Below are 21,241 nucleotides of genomic sequence, written 5' to 3'. Positions count from 1 at the left end.
AGGGGCATATTCAGCTGCTAGTGACGACGGATTCTACACAAGCATGGCAGAGTGTCAAGCGCCTTTCTCCTACACAAATCAATCTATGAGTTCTCTTGAGGCGGAGCTATCCCCAAAGAGATTTTGGGTATATTTCCAGCGCTCTGGACACAACAGAAGCCACGCTTTCCAACTCTACCTCTACAACGCTAGGCTAGCGAAGTCATTTCTATTTCCACTGCACATACTAGAGATAGTTATCAGAAATGCGATCGATGATGTTTTTAGCTCTGAGTTCACCATCGACTGGCATATAGACGGCTCTTTCCTTGGGCTCCTAAATCCGGAAAGCCACAACTCACTCCAAAGCGTAGTTAGTCGTTTCCCAGCAGCAAGCAAGGACACATTGATATCCAGAATAAGCTTTGACTTTTGGTCAAATTTGTTCAGACCAGAATATGACCGAAGCATCTGGCAAACGAGGATGCGAAAGCTTTTCCCCAACAACCCTACTCTTACGCGCGCCTCATTCCATCCTGTTATTTCACGAATGAACTGGGTCCGCAACCGTATCGCTCACCACGAGCAGATCCTTTCGCTCAATTGCAGCCAAGAGCATCAAACTATACTGGACGTAGTTAGCTATAGGTCTCACGATGCTGCCGACTGGCTTAAATGCCACTCCACAGTACCGCAAATACTCCGCACATACCCAAACATAAATGGTGGCACGGGCCCTGCAGTGAAAGACCGGTGCGACAATAGCTTCGCACGCGTCAAGGACAGAGTAAGTCTTGAAGAGGCAATGCAGCATTTAAGGACAAAGAGCTTCCTACTCGCTGAGGATGATAACGGCGCACCGAAGGCAATCATTGATTGGGACTTTGTCGCCCAATTTATTGCGGATAACCTTCACGGAGGGATGATTGACTTAACAGAGCACACTTTAGCTTCAGCGATTGCTCACACCGGCGCGGCAGGGTGCTTCACCAATCTTTCTGAAGATGACTCACTTATAAGCTTGGGGCAGGTCTTTAAGAAAAACATCAGGCTGGCCTTGGTATTAGACCAGCGCTCCGAACCTGTAGGCGTAATAGCGAAAGCTCACAGACGGTACTAAATGGCAGCTTTATGCCAGCTTCGGCGCCGAATGGCGCGTCGTTACTGGTTCCGCTGCGGGTTCAAATCCCCCCGGCTCCACCAAACGTAAAAGATAAGCCCCTGATTTTCCTAGCGAATTTCAGGGGCTTTTTCTTTTCTCCGCGCAAACCCCCTGCCCCACTACACCGTCCCGGCCGCGTCCCAGCGGCGTACCAATCCTTTGCGCGTTTCTTCGAGCAGCAGCATGGCCAGTGCGCAGGCAATCGCCACGGGCCATACCGAGGCGGGCAAGGGGTGGGTGGCGAAGAGTAGGTTGCCCCAGGGGGTGTAGAGCACGAAGGCCAGCAGGCTCAGTTCCACGCCGATGGCGCAGAACAGCATGGGGTTGCTGGTGAAGCCGGCGCCGAAGGAGGGGCGGCGGGGGTGGCGGCAGAGGAAGACGTTGACCACCTGGGTGACCACGATGGAGGCGAAGCAGGCCGAGGTCGCGCTCAGGTACAGCGGGTCGTTGCTGGCCAGGGCGGTGCCGTACTGCCAGTGCCCCTGGGCGAGGACGAAGAAGAACGCGGTGAGGGCGGCGGCGGCTTCCAGCAGGCCGAGGAAACAGTAGGCGCGGACGATCAGGGCGCTGTTCAGCAGGCGTTCGTCATGCTGCCGCGGCGCCTGCTGCATGATGTCGGCGCCGGGTTTCTCGGCGCCCAGGGCCAGTGCCGGGAAGATGTTCGTCCCCAGGTCCACGGCCAGCATCTGGATGACCGTCAGCGGCAGCGGGATGCGCAGCAGCACGAAGGCCAGGTAGGGCACCAGTTCGGGAATGTTCGAGGTGAGGATGTAGGTGAGGAATTTGCGCAGGTTGGCGAAGACCGCGCGGCCTTCCTCGACCGCGGCGACGATGCTGGCGAAGTTGTCGTCGAGCAGGATCAGGTCGGCCGATTCGCGCGCCGCATCGGTGCCGCTGAGGCCCATGGCGATGCCGATGTTCGCCTGTTTCAGCGCCGGCGCATCGTTCACCCCGTCGCCGGTCACCGCGACCACCTGCTTCTTGCTTTGCAGCACCCTGACGATGCGCATCTTCTGCTCCGCGGCCACGCGGGCGAAAACGATGTCCGGCTGGTCGAGGGCCAGTTGCAGTTGGATGTCGCTGAGATGCCCCAGTTGCTCGCCGCTGATCACCGTCGGCGGCGCCGCGCTCAGCAGGCCGATTTCCCGGCCGATGGCGCAGGCGGTACGCGCATGGTCGCCGGTGACCATGATCACGCGGATGCCGGCGCTGCGGCACTGGCGGATGGCTTCCGGGACCTCCGCGCGCGGCGGGTCTTCCAGCCCGACCAGGCCGGCGAAGCGCAGGTTGCGGTCGAGGCTGTCGCTGCTCTCGTCGCCCCGTGCCGGACGCCAGGCCAGCGCAAGGATGCGCAAGCCGCGCTCGGCCAGGGCGTCGTGGGCGGCCAGGATGGCCTGGCGAGCGGCGTCATCGAGCGCCTGCGCGGCGCCGCCGCTCCACTGCTGGCGGCACAGCGGCAACACGCTTTCCAGGGCGCCCTTGACGTAGACCCTGGGGCCCTGCGCGGTGTCCTGCAGCACCGCCATGCGCTTGCGCTGCGTGTCGAACGGCTGCTCCTGCAGACGCCGGCTCTCGCTCAAGGGGCCGTTGCCCTCGGCCAGGCCGACCAGGGCGACTTCCATCGGATCGCCGAGCCAAGCCTCACGCCCGCGCTTGAGGTCGTGGCAGCGGCCGAGAATCTCGCGCAGCAGGTGATCGCCGGGCAGTTGCGTCGGCTCGATGAGTGCGCCGTCCAGGTACAGCGCGCGCACCGACATGCGGTTCTGGGTCAGGGTGCCGGTCTTGTCGGTACAGATGACGCTGGTCGAGCCGAGGGTTTCCACCGCCGTCAGGTGGCGCACCAGGGCATTGCGCCGGGCCATGCGCTGCGAGGCGATCGCCAGCGACAGGGTGACGGTGGGCAGCAGGCCCTCGGGGACGTTGGCCACGATGACGCCGATGGAGAACATCAAGTTGGCGTAAAGCGGCAGGCCGATCCAGCTACCGATCAGGAAGAACACGCCGCCCAGCGCGCAGGCCAGCCAGGCGACCAGGTGGCTGAGCCGACGGATTTCCAGTTGCAGCGGCGACGCTTGCCCGCCGCTGGCCTGGGTCAGTTGGGCGATGACGCCGACGGCGCTGTGTTCGCCGGTGGCGAAGACCAGCGCGCGGCCATTGCCCGTCACCAGGCTGGTGCCGGCGAAGAGGATATTGCGCGCCTGGTTCAGCGCGCAGTGCAGGTCGGCCTCAGCGCTGCGCGAGGCCGGCACGGATTCGCCGGTGAGCGCGGCGTTGTTCACCTGCATGCCGAAGCCTTCGAGCAGCCGGCAGTCCGCCGGTATCTGGTCGCCCTCCTGGATGAAGATGATGTCGCCGGGGACCAGCTCGCTGGCATCGAGCACCTGGGTATGCCCGTCGCGCAGGGCTTTCACGCTGTGTGGCAGGAGGCGCTGCAGGGCGTTGATGGCGGTTTCCGCGCGGTACTCCTGCCAGAAGGAGAACAGGCCGTTGATCAGGATCACCAGCAGGATGGCCGTGCCCAGGGTCGCCATGCCCTCGCCGGGCTCTCGCCAGGCGGCGAAGAAGGCCTGCGCCGCCGCCACCCAGAGAATCAGGGCGAAGAAGTGGGTGAACTCGCGGAGGAACTTCAGCCAGAGCGGCGTGCGCTTCAGGCGCGGCAGATGATTGCGGCCAAACTCCTGCTGCCGGCGCACGGCTTCGCCGCTGGTCAGCCCCGCGTCGGTGACTTGCAGGCTGGCGAGCGCGGCAGCAGGGTCGAGCTGGTGGATTTTCATGCCTCGGTCGGTCCGCCGGGTTGGAGGGTTCTCGATGTCCTACGACCTACAGTTAAGTGCATCCACGTCCAAGGGCACCAGCGACCCGGCGCATCGCCGTGGCGGCGCGCCCGCTGCGCACGGCGATCAGTGTTCAGTCACTTTCGATCATTGAGCCACGCGCGGGTGGGGCTCTATGGTGTCGCTGATCGCCACGCCACCCGAGGAGCGGAGCATGACCGCACTGACGCTGCACCCTAACGCCGCCGCCAGCCTGCAACGCTGGCACCAGTTGATCGCCGAGGGCGACCTGAGCACGCTGCCCGAACTGCTCGACGCCCAGGCGGTATTCCGCTCACCGATGGCCCACACGCCTTATCCGGGCGCGCCGGTGGTGTCGCTGATCCTCAACACCGTGAGCAAGGTCTTCGAGGACTTCGCCTACCACCGCGAGCTGGCCAGCGCCGATGGCCTCAGCGTGGTGCTGGAGTTCAGCGCGCGGGTCGGCGAGCGGCAGCTCAAGGGCATCGACCTGATCCGCTTCGACGAGCGCGGCAAGATCGTCGAGTTCGAGGTCATGATCCGCCCCATGAGCGGCTTGCAGGCACTGGGTGAGGAGATGGGTCGGCGCCTGGCTCCCTACCTGGCGGCACTCAAGGGCTGAGGGCGCCTCAGGGTTCCTTCGGCGGCTGCGCCGGCGCTGCGTACCAGCGCGCCTTGGGAACGCACTTTTCCTGCTGCGGATCGCCCAGGTAGTGCGGCGACATGATCTGTACGCCGTATTCGTTGAACACGTCCTGGATGTTGGCGTGCAGCATGCTCAGCAGTTGCGCGCGCGACAGCGGCTCGCTGGGGCTGGCCTGGGCCACCAGGCGATATTCCGGGTAGAAGTCCGAAAGCGCGACCTGGAATACCTGCGGCACGGGCCGGGGCAGGACGCCCGGCGTGCGCAGGGCCGCCTCCAGCAGCATGGCTTCGACCTGCCGCCAGGGCGTGTCGTAGCCAATGGTGACCGTGGTATCGACGATGTAGCCGGCGCCCTGGACGGTGCGCGAGTAGTTCTTGGTCACGCTGCCGGTGATCATCGCATTGGGGATGGTCAGCACCTCGCCCAACCCGGTGCGGATGCGCGTGGTGAACATGCCCATCTCGGTCACCGTGCCCTCGTGCTCGCCGATGCGCACGAATTCACCGGGGCGCAGCGTGCGGGTGTAGGTGAGGATCAGCCCCGCCGCGGCCTGGCCGACGACACTGGAGGCGCCCAGCGAAATCATCAGGCCGAGCAGGACCGACAGGCCCTTGAAGGCATCGGTCCCCGAACCCGGCAGATAGGGATAGGCCATGGCCACGGCGAACAGCCAGATAGCCAGGGAGGTCAGCCGCGTGGTGGGCTGCAGGGTCTCATCGTTGAGCCAACTGATGGTTCCCGGACGCGACAGGCGCTCCAGCAGGCGCTGGCTGAAACGGCTGACGGTATGGGCGATGAGGAAGATCGCCAGGGCCACCGCCAGGCCGGGGATCGCGCCGATGATGCCATCGGCCAGGTAGCGCACCAGCGTCAGCAGGTAGGTGTTAAGGCCCTCTCCCCAGGGTCGCGTATAGGGGAAGCGCGAGAGCACGAAGCTCAGCCATTCGTAACTGAACAGCAGCACCAGCAACCAGTAGATGAGCCCCAGCAAGCGGCGCACCGAGTGGTACAGGAAGCTGGTATCGAACATCGGCGTCTGGCCGATCTTCAGCGTGCCGGCGTGGCGCAGCATGAGCTTCGGCAGCAGCGTCAGCAGTCGGCCGCGCGTCCAGTAGGCCGCGCGCAGGAGCACCGCGTAGATCGCCGTGGCCAGTGCCGAGAGTGCCGCCGCCAGCAGCAGGAAGCGCAGGCTGCGCGCCTGCTGGGCCTCGGTAAGCGCCAGGCGCAAGCGCTCCGCCGCGCGCTCGGCGGCCAGGCCGACGAAGCCATCCTCCGGCGCCAGGTCCTTGGGGGTGATGATGAAGGCGCGCCGATCGGCCAGCAGCACCATGTAGCTGGTCTCGACGGAATCGAGGGAAACCTTCAAGTCCTGGTTTTCGTCCAGGGCCTCGATGATCGCCGCGCGCGCCGCCTTGACCCGCGCGGCCGGCGTCTCGCCCAGGAGGGTGGCGCGAAACACCGCGATGCTCCGGTTGGCGATCATCAGTTCGGCGGACTCCGGCCCGACCTCGACGACACTGCCACTCTCCGCCGCCATCGCCAGCGGGGCCGCGCTCAGCAGCGCCGACCAGCAGAGGCCCAGACAGACGGCCAACCAGACACACATCCTGCTGCGCATATTCCTCGCCCCGATACGGTTACGCCGGCCCGGTGACCGGAGCAACGGCCACCCGAATGGGAGCGTAGCTCAGCTTGCGGAGGGATGGCGGCGCGGCGGCGGGCGCACGCTCAGTCGATCCCCAGCGACTCCAGTTGCCGCTGCAGGCGCCAGGCGACCACTTGCTCGGCCGGCATCGGGCGGCCGAAGTGGTAGCCCTGGGCAATGTCGCAGCCCAGTTGCGCCAGGGCCTCGGCGGTGGCCGCATCCTCGACCCCTTCGGCGACCACCTGCATGCCGAAGTTGTGCCCGAGGGCGACGGTGGACTGCACGATCATGGCGTCGGAGAAGTTGCTGGTCATGGCCGAGATGAAGGTGCGGTCGATCTTCAGCACCTGCACCGGCAGGCGCTTGAGGTAGGCCAGCGAGGAGTAGCCGGTGCCGAAGTCGTCGATCGACAGGATCACGCCCAGGTCGCGGATCGCCTGCAGGCAGCGCAGGGCCATTTCCGGGTCCTCCAGCAGGGTGCCTTCGGTGACTTCCAGCTCGATCAGCTCGGCCGGCACCCGGTGCTGCGCCAGCAGCGCCTGCAGGTTGCCGACGAAATGCGGATTGCGCAGGTTGTTGGCGCTGATGTTGATCGCTATGCAGGTGCCCAGGCCACGCGCGCGCCAGACATGCAACTGGCGCAGGGCCTCGTCGATCACCCAGTGGGTCAGGGGATGGATCAGTTCGGTGGACTCGGCCAGCGGAATGAACTCGCCGGGCGGGATCAGGCCGCGTTCCGGGTGGTTCCAGCGCAACAGCGCCTCGAAGCCGATCACCTGCTGGTCGTCCAGGCGCACCTTGGGCTGGTAGTGCAATTGCAGGCCGCCCTCACGGATCGCCCGCCCCAGATGGGTGTACAGGGCCAGGCGTTCGAGCGTGTAGGTGTCGTCGCTGCGCTGGTAGACGATGAAATCGCGCCGGCTGTTCTTCGCCTGGTACATGGCGATGTCCGCGCAGCGCAACAGGTCAGCGGGGCTCTCGCCATGTTCCGGGTAACTGGCGACGCCGATGCTGGCCGAGATCTCCAGTTGCACGCCCGCCGCGGAAAGCGGCTGGCGCAGGACCTGGCCGACATCCTGACAGAGGCGGCCGACGTCGTTTTCGTCGAGCGGCCTGGCGGTGACGATGGCCATCTCGTCGCCGCCGAGGCGGGCGATCTGTGCCCCCTGGCTGCGCAGCCAGTCGTCCAGGCGCTTGCCGACTTCCTGCAGCACGGCGTCGCCATAGTGGTGGCCGAGGGTGTCGTTGACCTCCTTGAAGCGGTTCATGTCCAGCAGCAGCACGGCGAAGCGCTGGCCCTCGCCCTGGGCGATGCGCTGTTCGATGTGGCGCACCAGCCAGTAGCGATTGGGCAGGCCGGTCAGCGAATCGTGGCTGGCCAGGTACTCCTGCTCGGCAAGGTAGCGCTTGCGCTCGGTGATGTCGTGCAGCACCACCAGCAGCAGGGTGTTCTGTTGCCAGCGGAAGCGCGAGCTGTGCACCTCGCAGTCGAAGGCTTCGCGGTTGTCGCGGCGCAGGAAACGCCACTCGCTGTCGCGCTCGCCCAGTTCGCTGTTGAGCAGGTCGCTCAGCGCGGCGCGGCTGGCGGCCAGCGACAGGCGGCCGTCGGGCTGGTACGGCGGCGACAGTTCCGAGGGCAGCCGGCCAATCAGCAGCTCCGCCCCAGCGACCCCGAACATCCGCGCCGCGCGCGGGTTGGCGGCCTGCACGCGGCCGTCGACGCCGATCAGCAGGACGCCATCGTTGATGTCGTTGAACAGTTGCCCGTAGAAACGCCCGCTCTGGCTGAGTTCGCCGATCAGCCGGCGCAACTGCCAGGCAATCAGGCCGATGGCCAGGACGCTGATGAGCAATAGCAGGGCGCTGTAGCTGGAGCGTTTGATCCAGGGCGTCAGGTAGCTGGCGGAGGTCTGCCCGACCACCGCGTGGATCGGGAAACTGGCCGAAGGCGCATCGGCGAACAGCGCGCGCTCGTTATCGATGTTGTCGCCCTCGACCAGGGCGAAGGTCGACTGTCCCAGGCGGGCGCGCAACGGCGAGTCGAGCTGCAATGGCTGGCCGACGAAGCGCAGCGGCTGCGGCGTGCGGAAGAGCACGCCGCCACTGTTGTCGTACATCCCGGCGTTCATGTGTTCTTCCAGGCCCAGGCGGCGGAGCAGATCGCCGAGCCGGTCGGTATCGATGAGCGCACCGACCTTCTGCTCATGCCCATGGGCATCGCGCTGGCTGATGAACATCGGCATCAGGTAACCGCTGTCGTTGTCCGGCTGGAAGGCGCGACCGAAGCTCGGATGCTCGCCGGTGGCCAACGGCGCCTGTTCGAGCAGGCCGCGCAGCTTGCCCTCCGCCGCCTGCCCTCGGCTGTCCACGGCGTAGAGCTGGCCATCGCGCAGGACGAAGAGGTAGGCCGACACCGGGTCGTAGCGCATGGCCAGGGCGAGTTCCTCGCGGATACGCGCCACATCGGGCGGCGCGGCGGACAGTTGCAGCTCCTCGCCCACCACATAGATGCTGCCGTAGCTCTGCAACAGCAAGGCGCTGATGTAGCCCTCGAGGGAGCGCGACAACGCGGAAATGTTCTGCCGCACCAGATCCGTGGTGCTGCGGTAGTCACGATAGGCGCTCCAGCCGCTCAGTCCGACCAGCAGGGCCAGCACCAGCAATACGCCAATGTAGAAGACCACCCCGATGCGCAAGCGCTGGGTGGCCCCTGGAGCATGGGAGGAGAAGTCGAAAGTGCTGGTCATGGAGGTCCGTCTGCAGCCACAGCGAGAGTGCCCAGCCTAGGCCAAGGCATTTGCCAATTGCCAGCGCGCCAGGCCTCAGGGCCGTCGGAAAATATCGGCAGCGCGCCGATTTACCGCAGCGCCTCCCGCCGAACGGCCCCGCACCGGACGCCGCTCAGCGCGGAGGTCCGTGCGTCAGGTGCTTTCCCGGATCATCAGTTCGAAGCCCAGGTCCAGCACTGGATCGGCCACGCTGCGCCCGCCGATGAGTTGCAGCAGCAGCTCGGCGGCACGCCGGCCGATGGCCTCGCGCGGGGTACGGATGCTCGACAGGCGCGGCACCATGAATGCCGAGCTGGGCAGGTCGTTGAAGCCGAGCACGGCGACCTGTTCGGGCACCTTGATGCCGTGGCGCATGGCTTCCAGCAGGGCGCCCTGGGCCAGATCGTCGTTGCCGAAGAAGATGCCATCGACCTGCGGCTGGCTGGCCAGCAACTGGCAGAACAACTCCCCGCCCAGGCCCACCGAGGACGCCCGCGGCGTCAGCACTTCCAGCGCCGGGTCGTAGCAACCGGCCTGCTGCAAGGCGCGACGGAAGCCCTCGCCGCGCAGCAGGGTGCGCTGGTCCAGTTGCGCGCCGACATAGGCCAGCCGGCGCCGTCCGCTGGAGAGCAGGTGCTCGGCGGCGGCAGCGCCGGCGCGCAGTTGCGAGAAGCCGACGCAGTGCAGCCCGGCGCCGCTGTCCAGGTCCATCATGTAGACGCAGGGCACGCCGCTGGCCTCGACCATGCGCCGGGCGCTCTCGGTGCGCTCGAAGCCGGTCAGCAGCAAACCGCGCGGCTGGTAGGCCAGGTAGTTGCGGATCAGGTCTTCTTCTTCGTCGCGCGAGTAGTGGAAGTTGCCGATCAGCACTTCCAGCCCCTGCGGGCGCAGCACGCCGTGGATGGCTTCGAGGGTGTCGACGAACAACTGGTTGGACAGCGAGGGCACCAGCACCACCACGCTGTGGCTCTGCGCCGAGGCCAGAGTCCGCGCCGCCGGGTTGGCCACATAGCCCAGCTCACGGGCGGCCTCCTGGACCTTCAGCACCAGCGCCTCGGCGACGCTGCTGACCCCACGCAGGGCGCGCGAGGCGGTGATGGGGCTGACGCCGGCGCGCCGCGCCACCTCGTTGAGGGTGGGCCGGCCGCTGGCGCGGGAGTTCTTATCGTTCTTCTGGGCGGTCATCGGCTTGCTTGCCAAACAAAAATCGAGGCACTAAGGTAGCGCTGTCTCGCGAGTCGGGCAATTGCCTGAAACCGCCCTTCGGCGGTCCTGCCCCTCGCTGCGGCCAATGTGCCGCCGACTTCACTGCAACGACCAGAATGACAAGAACGCGGAGGCAGCCATGCTCCTGGCTTCACCCTTGAAAGATAGCGCTGTCTCCCTGCCGAGGCGCGACCGGCTTCCCCCCATCCAGGCCTTGCTGATCATGGGTGTGGCCGGCTGCGGCAAGTCCAGCGTCAGCCAGACCCTGTGCCGCCTCAGCGGCGCCCATGGCATCGAAGGCGATGCGTTCCACCCGGCGGACAACATCCGCAAGATGAGCGCCGGCATCCCCCTCACCGACGAAGACCGCGCCGGCTGGCTGGCCAGCCTGGCCGACGAGCTGCGCAAGTCCCTGGCCGCCGGCCAGCGCCCGGTGCTGACCTGCTCGGCGCTCAAGCACAGCTATCGCGAACGCCTGCGCGAAGCGGTGCCCGGACTCGGTGTGGTGTTCCTCGAACTGACCCCGGAGGTCGCCGCCCGTCGCGTCGCCGACCGTCCCGGTCATTTCATGCCGGCGACCCTGATCGACAGCCAGTTCGCCGCCCTGGAACCGCCGCGCGACGAGCCGCTGACCCTGGTGGTGGACGCCACCCTGCCGGTCGAACGGATCGCCGCAACCGCCCTGGCCTGGTGGCACGAGCACGATCCGGTCTGAACGATTGGTCCTTCGCCGGCCAAAGACAGCGCTACCTCACTTACTCCTGACACAACAACGACAAGGGAGCCCCCACCATGTTCGGTCTGTCCCACGACACCTACCTGCTGCTGGACGCACTGTTCACCATTCTCGGCCTGATCCTGCTGATCACCCGCTTCAAGCTGCACCCCTTCCTCGCCCTGATCATCGCCGCCGGCTTCCTCGGCCTGACCTCCGGCATGCCGGTGGCACAGATCGTCAAGGCCTTCCAGGACGGCTTCGGCGGCGTGCTCGGCTTCGTCGGGGTGATCCTCGCCCTGGGCACCATGCTCGGCAAACTGATGGCCGAATCCGGCGGCGCCGATCAGATCGCACGCACCCTGATCGCCGCCTTCGGCACGCGCCGGGTGCACTGGGCGATGATGCTCGCCGCCTTCCTGGTGGGCATTCCGCTGTTCTTCGAGATCGGCTTCATCCTGCTGATCCCACTGGTGTTCATCGTCGCGCGGCGCAGTGGCGTGTCCTTGATCAAGATCGGCATCCCGCTGCTCGCCGGCCTCTCCGCGGTGCATGGCCTGGTGCCGCCGCATCCCGGTCCGCTGCTGGCCATCGGCGTGTTTGGCGCCGACATCGGCAAGACCATCCTCTACGGTCTGATCGTCGCCCTGCCCACCGCCGCCATCGCTGGCCCGCTGTTCGGCGCGCTGATCTCGCGGGTGATTCCCGGCAGCCCGTCGGAAGACCTGGTGGCGCAGATCGCCCATGAGCCGGAAAGCAGCGAACTGCCAGGCTTCGCGGTGACCCTGGCGACCGTGCTGCTGCCGGTGTTCCTGATGCTGCTGAAGACCTTCGCCGATGTGCTGCTGCCCGACGGCCACGCCTTCCGCGCCTGGATGGACATGCTCGGCCACCCGATCAGCGCGCTGCTGCTGGCCCTGCTGGTGGCCCTCTACACCTTCGGCCACGCGCGCGGCTTCGACGCCAAGAAGATCCTCAAGCTGCTCGACCAGAGCCTCGCCCCCACCGCCGCCATCGTGATGATCATCGGCGCCGGCGGCGGCTTCAAACAGATGCTGGTGGCCAGCGGGGTCGGCGACGTGATCGGCCACCTGGCGGTGCAGGCGCAGATTTCGCCGATCCTGCTGGCCTGGCTGGTGGCCGCGCTGATCCGCATCGCCACCGGCTCGGCGACCGTCGCCACCATCACCGGCGCGGGCATCGTGGTGCCGGTGATCGGCATGCTGCCCGGGGTCAACCGCGAGCTGCTGGTGCTGGCCACCGGCGCCGGCTCGCTGATTCTCTCGCACGTCAACGACGCCGGGTTCTGGCTGGTCAAGCAGTACTTCAACATGAGCGTCGGTGAGACTTTCAAGACCTGGACGGCCATGGAAACCATCCTCTCCGTGGTCGGCCTGGTGTTCATCCTGCTGCTTTCGCTGGTGGTCTGAGGACCACCAGCGCCATTCCCTGAAGGAGTACCGGAGATGCCCACCACCCCCTCGCCAGTCCCCTCGCGCCCCAGCGACAGCCGCGACTGGCCGCGCGATTTCGACATCCGCGCGCGCTACGCCGAACAGCAGGAACTGCTCGGCGAAGCCGCCGGGCGACCCGCCGCGGCCGACACCGGCAAAGGCCCCCAGCCGCGCTGAAGGCGTTTGCCCGGCTTTCCGCCGAACGGATGCTGAAACGATTCACCTAAAGCGAATTTCAGGCTAAAACAGCATTCGGAGTTGCCACCTGCCCACCTTGTCCCGGCACTCCCGCTGCAGAGGAACCCACAATGACAGATAACCTCGATACCCTGTTTCCCACCGCCGCCGCCATCCCGGAAGCCTTCCGCCCCGACGCCCCCGTCGAGCAGCGCGAATACCTGGTGGGCGGTGAACTGCGCCGCTGGGAAGGCCCGCTGGCGCCAGTGCGCAGCCCGATCTTCCTGAAGACCGCGCTGGGCGAGGAGCAGGTATTGCTGGGCAGCACCCCGCTGCTCGATGCCGAGGCGGCCCTGGCCGCCCTGGACGCCGCGGTGAGCGCCTACGACAACGGCCAGGGCCTGTGGCCGACGCTGCGCGTGGCCGAGCGCATCCAGCACGTGGAGACCTTTCTGGCGCGCATGCGCGAGCAACGCGCGGCGGTGGTCAAGCTGCTGATGTGGGAGATCGGCAAGAACCTCAAGGATTCGGAGAAAGAGTTCGACCGCACCTGCGACTACATGGTCGACACCATCGAGGCCCTCAAGGCGCTCGATCGCCGTTCCAGCCGCTTCGAGCTGGAACAGGGCACCCTCGGCCAGATCCGCCGCGTGCCGCTGGGCGTGGCGCTGTGCATGGGGCCTTACAACTACCCGCTGAACGAGACCTTCACCACCCTGATCCCGGCGCTGATCATGGGCAACACCGTGGTCTTCAAGCCGGCCAAGTTCGGCGTACTGCTGATGCGCCCGCTGCTGGAAGCCTTCCGCGACAGCTTCCCGCCGGGGGTGATCAACATCATCTACGGACGCGGTCGTGAAACGGTGTCGGCGCTGATGGCCAGCGGCAAGGTGGACGTCTTCGCCTTCATCGGCACGCACAAGGGCGCCGCCGATCTCAAGCGCCTGCACCCACGCCCGCACCGCCTGCGCGCGGCGCTCGGTCTGGACGCGAAGAACCCCGGTATCGTCCTGCCCCAGGTGGACCTGGACAACGCGGTCGAGGAAGCCGTCACCGGCGCGTTGTCGTTCAACGGCCAGCGCTGCACCGCGCTGAAAATCCTCTTCGTCCACGACAGCGTGCTGCAGCCGTTCCTCGACAAGTTCAGCAGCCGTCTGGCCAGCCTCAAGCCAGGCATGCCCTGGGAGCCGGGCGTGGCGCTGACGCCGCTGCCGGAACCGGGCAAGGTCGACTACCTCAAGGCACTGCTGGACGACGCCCTGAGCAAGGGCGCCCGGGTGGTCAACGCAGGCGGCGGCGCCAGCCGCGAAAGCTTCTTCTACCCGGCCGTGCTCAGCCCGGTGACGCCGCAGATGCGCCTGTACCACGAGGAGCAGTTCGGCCCGCTGGTGCCGGTGGTGCCCTACCGCGAGCTGGATGAGGTGATCGACTACGTCTTGCAGTCCGACTACGGCCAGCAGCTCAGCCTGTTCGGCAACGACCCGCAGCAGATCGGCCGGCTGGTGGATGCCTTCGCCAACCAGGTCGGGCGGATCAATATCAACGCCCAGTGCCAGCGTGGGCCCGACAGCTATCCGTTCAACGGCCGCAAGAACTCCGCCGAAGGCACCCTGTCGGTACACGACGCCCTGCGCACCTTCTCCATCCGCACCCTGGTGGCCACGCGCTTCAACGGCGACAACAAGGCGCTGATCAGCGAGATCATCCGCAACCGCGAGTCGAACTTCCTGACCACCGACTACATCTTCTGAGCCGTGTCCCGGCAGCGCATCGACGCTGCCGGGACGCACCGCGAGTCAGCGGCGACCGCTCAGTCCGGTTCGCTTTCCGAGCCACCCCGCTCCAGGCGCGCCAGGCGTTCTTCGAGGGCGGCGACCCGTGCTTCCAGCTCGCTGATCCGGCCCTCGTCCTGGGCACTCTGTTCGCCGCGCGGGGTCGAGCGGCCACTGGCGGCGATCGCCGCGTCGCGGTCGGCCTCGCTGCCCAGCAGGTGCATGTAGCGATCCTCGCGCTGGCCCGCCTGGCGTTCCAGTTGCACGGCGAAGCCACGGCCGGCGAGGCGTTCCAGCTGGTGGCGAACTTCCTCGGTGTCGTCGAAATCGTGCATGCGCTGGCTGCGGGTGAGCAGTTCGTTGAGGGTCTGCGGTCCGCGCAGGAACAGCAGGCCGAGCAGGATCAGTTGCGGCCGCACCAGTTCCAGCGCCTTTTCCAGGCGCTGCTCCCAGCGGTCGGCGCGGCTGCCCATGACCAGGCGCACCATGTCGCGCCCTTCCAGGCTGCGCAGGGCTTGGCCGACCTGGCCGGGCGTCAGGTCCATCACCGGCTCGCGGCTGGTCTTCTGGTTACAGGCGGTGACCAGGGCGTTCAGCGTCAGCGGGTAGGCTTCCGGGGTGGTCAGTTGCTTTTCGATCAGGCTGCCGAGGATGCGGACCTCCACCGCGCTCAGGGGTTCGCGCTCGGAAGTGCTTGTAGACTCGTCGTTCATGGCCATTCCAGGTTGTCGCTAAGAGCGCACTAGCCTAGCCCTCCGCGACCGCTTTGGCACCCTCGGCGACGCCTCGCGCGTGGCGGGCGCCGCTCAACCGGCGACGGCCATGCGGCTGACCGGCCGCTCGATCACCGACCAGTGCGACGACGAGCCCAGCAACGCCAGCACGCGCGCCTGCCCTTCGTCGCGCCCCAAGCCCTGGCGGGCCATGTCGCCGACGAACCAGTTGGCGGTGTTGGCCGCCACCACGCGGCCCTCGCCGTTCACCACCAGCGCCTCGTTGCCCAGGCGCATCAGGTTGCGCAGCAGCACCGGCTCGAACTCCTGCAAGGCGATATCGGCGGCGGCGACACCGACGAAGCGGCCGCGTACCAGGATCGGGATGGAGAAGGCGAGGATGTACAGATCGGTGCCATAGAGGTCGACGAAGGGCCCCTCGACCGACGGCTGCCCACTGCTGCGCGGCTGCGCGTACCAGGGCATGTTGAGGTAGTTGTAGAAGCGCTCGCTGTGCCGATTGAAGTTCAGCCGCAGCGGCACGATCTTGTCGCCCTCGCCGTGGTACCACCACTCCAGGAACATGTCCTGATCGGCCAGTTCGCCGGGCTCCAGCACCACGCCGGTGCCGTGCATGCGGCAATCCTCGCGGCGCAGGTTGCCCTGGATGCGCGGGCGCAGTGCGCTCAGATCGCGGGAACTCGGCCGGCGGCCCTGGGCCTGCAAGCGCTCCCAGGTCGTCACGACTTCGGCGGCCATTTCGTCTAGTCGCTGGAAAACGTTACGGATCGACGCATCGATGCGCGCCGCGCATTGCTGGAGTTCATCCGCTGGAAGTTCGGGAAGCATGACCTGGGCCTCGGATGGTTTGTTCTGACGCGGGCCAGAGGCTCCGCGTTCACGGCATGGATCGCCGCACAGGAATCTGCGCTGACCTATACAGCAATCGATGTGCCATCAGTGCAGTCTCTCGCGAAAAAAGCGGATTGGCCTTGGCGCCAAGGCGAAGCGCTATTGGCAACTTTAAAACCATAAGATATGGTCTCAAACGAATTATCCGACATGCTCTCGGCCGGCGGTGGCTGATCCGTCCCGTCGCGAGCCCCTGAACAAAAACACCCCGCAGGAGCCACCACACCATGACCCAAGCCACCCGCGCCGACTGGGAAGCCCGAGCCAGCCAACTGCAGATCGAAGGCCGCGCCTTCATCCAGGGCGAGTACCTCGACGCCGCTTCCGGCCAGACCTTCGATTGCATCAGCCCGGTGGACGGCCGCCTGCTGGCGAAGGTCGCCAGTTGCGATGCCGCCGACGCCGAGCGCGCCGTGCAGAGCGCCCGCGCCACCTTCGCCTCCGGCGTCTGGTCGCGCCTGGCGCCGGCCGCGCGCAAAGCCGTGCTGATCCGCTTCGCCGATCTGATCGAGGCACACAGCGAGGAACTGGCGCTGCTGGAAACCCTGGACATGGGCAAACCGATCGGCGATTCGCTGAACGTCGACCTGCCCTGCTCGGCGGACAGCATCCGCTGGAGCGGCGAGGCGATCGACAAGGTCTACGACGAAGTCGCCGCCACCCCGCACGACCAGCTCGGCCTGGTCACCCGCGAACCGGTCGGTGTGGTCGCCGCCATCGTGCCGTGGAACTTCCCGCTGATGATGGCCAGCTGGAAACTCGGCCCGGCCCTGGCCACCGGCAACTCAGTGATCCTCAAGCCCTCCGAGCGCTCGCCGCTGACCGCCATCCGCATCGCCCAACTGGCCATCGAAGCGGGCCTGCCGGCGGGCGTGCTGAACGTGCTGCCGGGTTACGGTCACACCGTCGGCAAAGCCCTGGCGCTGCACATGGACGTCGACACCCTGGTGTTCACCGGCTCGACCAAGATCGCCAAGCAACTGCTGGTCTACGCCGGCGAGTCGAACATGAAGCGCGTCTGGCTGGAAGCCGGCGGCAAGAGCCCGAACATCGTCTTCGAGGACGCCCCGGATCTGCAGGCCGCTGCCGAATCCGCCGCCGCCGCGATCGCCTTCAACCAGGGCGAAGTCTGCACCGCCGGTTCGCGCCTGCTGGTGCAACGCTCGATCAAGGAGCAGTTCCTGCCGCTGGTGGTGGAAGCGCTCAAGGGCTGGAAAGCCGGTCATCCGCTGGACCCGCAGACCAACGTCGGCGCGCTGGTCGACGCGCGACAACTGGAGCAGGTGCTCGGCTACATCGAAGCCGGCCGCGCCGAGGGCGCCCAATTGCGTTGCGGCGGCCAGCGCGTACTGGAGGAAACCGGCGGCACCTACGTCGAGCCGACGCTGTTCGACGGCGTGAGCAACGCCATGAAGATCGCCCGCGAGGAAATCTTCGGCCCGGTGCTCTCGGTGATCGAGTTCGAGGATGTCGAAGAGGCCGTGCGCATCGCCAACGACACGCCCTACGGCCTGGCCGCCGCGCTGTGGACCCGCGACATTTCCAAGGCACACCAGACCGCCCGCGCCCTGCGCGCCGGCAGCGTGTGGATCAACCAGTACGATGGCGGCGACATGACCGCGCCCTTCGGCGGCTTCAAGCAGTCGGGCAACGGCCGTGACAAGTCGCTGCACGCCTTCGACAAGTACACCGAACTGAAGGCGACCTGGATCAAGCTGTAAGGTCACGGCAACGCCCGGCGGCGTATGACGCAGGTGCGTGATACGCCGCCGGGACGCCGCACTCCGCAAGGGCGTACAGCCGCTCAGGGTTGTACGCCGCCCCGGCGCCTCAGAGCCGCCCGAGGAAATCCGCCAGCAACAGCCGGCAGTTGTCGCGGTTGTCCGCTTCGCGCGCGGCGATCTCCGCGCGGATGCGTTCCGGCAGATCCCCGGCGCCGGCCATGAAGCGCTGCCCCTCTTCGCTGCGCTGCCAGTATGCGATCCAGGTGTCGAACATCGCCGTGTCGATCTCCGGGTGGAACTGCACGCCCAGGGAACGCCCGTGGCGGTATGCCTGCGCGGCCAATTCAGTCTCCCCCAGCAGCAGTGAACCGGGCGGCGGGGTGAAGGCATCGAAGTGGAAATTCAGCCAGGGTCCCTTGAACAGCCAATCGGCACGTGGCGTGGCAATCTCCATCCAGCCGATCTCCGCCTGGCGGTTGCGGTAGACCTCTCCGCCCAGCGCACGGGCCAGCAACTGACTGCCGAAGCAGATGCCCAGGGTCGGCACGCCATGCGCCTGCACCGCTTTCAACCAGGCCAGTTCAGTGCCCAGCCAGGGCACGCGGTGGTCGTAGGCGGACTCCGGGCTGCCCAGCACCAGCAGTAGTTCCAGGCTCTCCGGTTGCGGCAGCGGCGCCTCCACCGTTCTCAGTTCCAGGTCGATGCCCTGCTCCGCGAACAGCTCCGGCAGGCAGCCGGCGACATCCTTCGGATCGTGCAGGACGGCGACGGCGCGAGAAGTCTTCATCAGGTTTCCTCCAAAAAATTCAGGTCCATTCAGTTCAGGCGACAGCGCTTCTGGCCTGTCCGCACGGGGCAGGCGAGCCACAGGGGCCACGGCGCACCGCCAGCGGCGTTGTCGAAACGAAGAAAATTTTCGTTGAAAACTATAAAACCATATTTTAAATTTAAAACCACTCCCCCGACGACAGCGATCGCCGGGAAGCACTCCCGAAGGCATCGGCCTGTCGTGGCACAACAAACCTGAGCCTGAGCGCGATCGACAGGCCTATAAGAACCGGAGGTGTCCGAATGTCCGCCAATCTCCCGACCACGCTTGAAGCCGCGCCTTACCTCGACGTCAGCGATCCGGCCTTTTCCATTCGTTCGGCAGAAGTGATGCAGGCCCGCGAGCAAAGCTGGTTCGCCCGCACGCCTTACGGCATCGCGGTACTGCGTTACGCCGAAGTGAACCAGTTGATCCGCGACCAGCGCCTGCGCCAGGGCAGCTACGCCTGGCCCGCGCACAACAACGCCACCGGCAGCTTCGCCGACTGGTGGATGCGCATGCTGCTGAGCCAGGAAGGCGCCGACCATTCGCGCCTGCGCCGCCTGGCCAACCCGGCCTTCGCCCCGAAGCTGGTGAAGAAGCTGATGCCGGACTTCCAGCAGATCGCCGACGAACTGATCGACGGCTTCATCGCCAAGGGCAGTTGCGAATTCGTCAGCGAGTTCGCCGAGCCCTACGCCACCCAGGTGATCTGCCTGCTGCTCGGCCTGCCGCGCAGCGAGTGGCGCGGCCTGGCCGACCTGGCGGTGGAGATGGGCCTGGCCCTGGGGGTCACCTTCAAGCGCGACGAGGCACGGATCAATGCCGCCACGGACAAGCTGTTCGGTTATGCCAGGCAGGCGGTCAGCGCGCTCAAGGCCAACGGCCTGGGCGAAGACTTCCTCAGCAGCCTGGTGCGTGCCAACGAAGAGAATAAAGAAGCGCTGAGCGACCAGGAGCTGTTCGACATGATCGTCCTGGCGATCTTCGGTGGCATCGATACCACGCGGAACCAGATCAGCCTGGCCATGGACACCTTCCTCCAGCACCCGGCGCAATGGGAGCTGCTGGGCAATGACCCCGAGCTGGCCAGGGCCGCCGTAGAGGAAGTGATGCGCGTGCGCCCGACGGTCACCTGGGTCACCCGCGAAGCCCTCGAAGACTTCGAGTACCAGGGCCTGCAGATCAAGCGCGGCACCACCATCCATCTGTTCAGCCAATCGGCCGGCAGCGACCCGCGCGCCTTCGAAAACGCCGAGTTCGACATCACCGCCAAGCGCCAGCCGCACTTTGGCTTCGGCGCCGGCGCGCACCATTGCATCGGCCACTTCATCGCCCGTGGCGACATGACTGCCGCCCTCGCCCTGCTGGCGCAGCGGGTCAAGCACCCCGTCCTCGCCGGCGAGGCCGAGTGGCTGCCGGACAGTGGCAACACCGGCGCTACCCGCCTGCCGATCCGTTTCGACGCGGTGGCACGGGCATGAACTCGCCGAGCGTCGCCATCGTCGGCAGCGGACCGTCCGGCTGCTACCTGGCACAGGCCCTGCGCAAGCACTGGCCCGAGGCGCAGATCGGCGTGATCGAACGCCTGCCGGCGCCCTTCGGCCTGGTGCGCTACGGGGTCGCCCCCGACCACCAGGGCACCAAGGCGGTCATTCGCCAGTTCGAGCGCCTGTTCGAGCGGGAGAACGTGCAGTTCATCGGCAACCTGGAGGTCGGCCGCCAGTTGTCGCTGGAACAACTGCGCGCCGCCTACGACGTGGTGGTGCTCGCCACCGGCCTCTACGGCGACCGCCGCCTGGGCATTCCCGGCGAGGAACTGCCGGGCGTCTATGGCTCCGGCCGCGTCACCCGCTTGTTCAATGCGCATCCTGACGAACAGACCTTCGCGCCGCGCTTCGGCAAGCGCGTGACCATCGTCGGCAACGGCAACGTGGCGATCGACGTGCTGCGCCTGCTGGCCAAGTCCGCCGAGGAATTCCACGGTTCCGACATTGCCGAGCAGGCCCTCGCCGGGCTGCTCGCCGAGCCGCCGCAGCGCATCGACATCGTCGGTCGTTCCGCGCCCGGACAAGCCAGGTTCGACCCGGTGATGCTGCGCGAACTGGGCAAGCTGGACGGCGTGCGCATCCAGGTGCGCGACCTGCCCGGCGTCGATTACCAGCCGGCGGATGCCGCTGAAGCGGCGCGGCTGGACGAACTGCGCAGCCTCGCCGCACGGGATGGCGCGGGCGAGGGGCAGCGCGAGGTGGTCTTCCATTTCGGCTGGACGCCGGTGGCGATCGACGGCGAGCAACAGGTCGAGGCCATTCGCCTGGTCGCCGACGGCGGCCGCGAACTGCGCCTGGCCGCGGACAGCGTGATCACCGCCATCGGCTTCGAGGAACAGTCGAGTGCGCGATTCCGCCGCGAAGCCCTGGCGAGCGAGGCGGCGGACCTCGACAAGGGCCGGCTCGACCACGGGCTGTATTGCGTCGGCTGGTTCCGCCGCGGCCCGCGCGGAACCATTCCAGAGAACCGACAGGACGCCCGCCTGGTGGCCGAGAGCATTGTCGCGGACTTCGCCGGCTTCGCCGGGCAGGCCAGCCGCCCCGGCTTCCAGGCCCTGCCGTCGACGCTGCAGCAGGACTGCGTGCCCTACACCGGCTGGCAGCGCATCGACGCCGTCGAACTGCGCGATGCCATGCCCGGACGGGTCCGCCGCAAGATCGTGGAGCGCGACGGCATGCTCGCCATCGCTCGCGCCTGAGTAGAACAACGGAGAA

16 protein-coding genes are annotated in these 21,241 nt (G+C 66.6%); 9 read left to right on the top strand and 7 right to left on the bottom strand.

Features of this window, described 5'->3' with window-relative positions:
- Positions 1-85 precede the first annotated feature (85 nt).
- Complete coding sequence (locus BLQ74_RS27025) at positions 86-1,099, top strand: Abi family protein (RefSeq protein ID WP_139199062.1); 1,014 nt, start codon at positions 86-88, stop codon at positions 1,097-1,099.
- Between the two features lie 161 nt (positions 1,100-1,260).
- Here BLQ74_RS27025 and BLQ74_RS13845 read toward each other — a convergent pair whose 3' ends face one another.
- Positions 1,261-3,915: a cation-translocating P-type ATPase gene (locus BLQ74_RS13845; protein ID WP_090263170.1), complete on the bottom strand. Its 2,655-nt coding sequence runs from the start codon at positions 3,913-3,915 to the stop codon at positions 1,261-1,263.
- Between the two features lie 214 nt (positions 3,916-4,129).
- Here BLQ74_RS13845 and BLQ74_RS13840 point away from each other — a divergent pair, with 214 nt between their 5' ends.
- Positions 4,130-4,558, top strand: coding sequence for a nuclear transport factor 2 family protein (locus BLQ74_RS13840; protein WP_090263169.1), 429 nt, complete (start codon positions 4,130-4,132; stop codon positions 4,556-4,558).
- Positions 4,559-4,565: 7 nt separating this feature from the next.
- Here BLQ74_RS13840 and BLQ74_RS13835 read toward each other — a convergent pair whose 3' ends face one another.
- From BLQ74_RS13835 to gntR, 3 genes are all read right to left on the bottom strand, one after another.
- Positions 4,566-6,200: a mechanosensitive ion channel family protein gene (locus BLQ74_RS13835; protein WP_090263168.1), complete on the bottom strand. Its 1,635-nt coding sequence runs from the start codon at positions 6,198-6,200 to the stop codon at positions 4,566-4,568.
- Between the two features lie 110 nt (positions 6,201-6,310).
- The gene (locus BLQ74_RS13830) at positions 6,311-8,974 is read right to left on the bottom strand and encodes a putative bifunctional diguanylate cyclase/phosphodiesterase (RefSeq protein ID WP_090263167.1); all 2,664 of its coding nucleotides are present in this window, start codon (positions 8,972-8,974) and stop codon (positions 6,311-6,313) included.
- A gap of 174 nt (positions 8,975-9,148) precedes the next feature.
- Complete coding sequence (gntR, locus tag BLQ74_RS13825; protein WP_090263166.1) at positions 9,149-10,180, bottom strand: HTH-type transcriptional regulator GntR; 1,032 nt, start codon at positions 10,178-10,180, stop codon at positions 9,149-9,151.
- A gap of 160 nt (positions 10,181-10,340) precedes the next feature.
- On the opposite strand from gntR, the gene BLQ74_RS13820 reads away from it, so the two are divergent.
- The 4 genes from BLQ74_RS13820 (at position 10,341) to BLQ74_RS13810 (ending at position 14,298) form a co-directional block, all read left to right on the top strand.
- On the top strand, positions 10,341-10,916 hold the full coding sequence (locus tag BLQ74_RS13820) for a gluconokinase (protein ID WP_090263165.1): 576 nt from the start codon (positions 10,341-10,343) through the stop codon (positions 10,914-10,916).
- 77 nt (positions 10,917-10,993) lie between these two features.
- Complete coding sequence (locus tag BLQ74_RS13815; RefSeq protein WP_090263164.1) at positions 10,994-12,346, top strand: GntP family permease; 1,353 nt, start codon at positions 10,994-10,996, stop codon at positions 12,344-12,346.
- Positions 12,347-12,382: 36 nt separating this feature from the next.
- Positions 12,383-12,547, top strand: coding sequence for a hypothetical protein (locus BLQ74_RS27430; protein WP_170842803.1), 165 nt, complete (start codon positions 12,383-12,385; stop codon positions 12,545-12,547).
- Positions 12,548-12,678: 131 nt separating this feature from the next.
- A complete protein-coding gene (locus BLQ74_RS13810) occupies positions 12,679-14,298 on the top strand; it encodes an NADP-dependent glyceraldehyde-3-phosphate dehydrogenase (RefSeq protein WP_090263163.1) in 1,620 nt (539 codons plus the stop codon).
- Between the two features lie 59 nt (positions 14,299-14,357).
- Here the strand turns inward: BLQ74_RS13810 and BLQ74_RS13805 are convergent, their stop codons facing one another.
- Together BLQ74_RS13805 and BLQ74_RS13800 are read right to left on the bottom strand one after the other, a co-directional pair.
- Positions 14,358-15,032, bottom strand: a complete 675-nt coding sequence (locus BLQ74_RS13805; protein ID WP_090263162.1) for a YceH family protein — start codon at positions 15,030-15,032, stop codon at positions 14,358-14,360.
- 93 nt (positions 15,033-15,125) lie between these two features.
- Entirely contained in the window at positions 15,126-15,881 is a 756-nt protein-coding gene (locus tag BLQ74_RS13800; RefSeq protein ID WP_090263161.1) for a cache domain-containing protein, read from the bottom strand.
- Between the two features lie 290 nt (positions 15,882-16,171).
- Between BLQ74_RS13800 and BLQ74_RS13795 the strand changes: the two genes are divergently transcribed.
- Positions 16,172-17,665 (top strand): aldehyde dehydrogenase, encoded by a 1,494-nt coding sequence (locus tag BLQ74_RS13795; RefSeq protein ID WP_090263160.1) that lies wholly within the window; start codon positions 16,172-16,174, stop codon positions 17,663-17,665.
- Positions 17,666-17,774: 109 nt separating this feature from the next.
- On the opposite strand, the gene BLQ74_RS13790 is transcribed toward BLQ74_RS13795, so the two are convergent.
- Positions 17,775-18,455 carry a type 1 glutamine amidotransferase gene (locus BLQ74_RS13790; protein ID WP_090263159.1) on the bottom strand — a complete coding sequence of 227 codons (681 nt, stop codon included), beginning with the start codon at positions 18,453-18,455 and terminating at the stop codon, positions 17,775-17,777.
- A gap of 284 nt (positions 18,456-18,739) precedes the next feature.
- On the opposite strand from BLQ74_RS13790, the gene BLQ74_RS13785 reads away from it, so the two are divergent.
- Positions 18,740-19,960, top strand: a complete 1,221-nt coding sequence (locus BLQ74_RS13785; RefSeq protein ID WP_090263158.1) for a cytochrome P450 — start codon at positions 18,740-18,742, stop codon at positions 19,958-19,960.
- A complete protein-coding gene (locus BLQ74_RS13780; RefSeq protein ID WP_090263157.1) occupies positions 19,957-21,225 on the top strand; it encodes an FAD-dependent oxidoreductase in 1,269 nt (422 codons plus the stop codon). Before BLQ74_RS13785 ends, BLQ74_RS13780 begins: the two co-directional genes overlap by 4 nt.
- The last annotated feature ends 16 nt before the right edge of the window (positions 21,226-21,241 follow it).

Source organism: Pseudomonas panipatensis, from assembly GCF_900099785.1.
Lineage (GTDB): Bacteria > Pseudomonadota > Gammaproteobacteria > Pseudomonadales > Pseudomonadaceae > Pseudomonas > Pseudomonas panipatensis.
The sequence above is the reverse complement of the archived record's forward strand: the minus strand, read 5'-3'. Positions and strand labels throughout refer to the sequence as shown.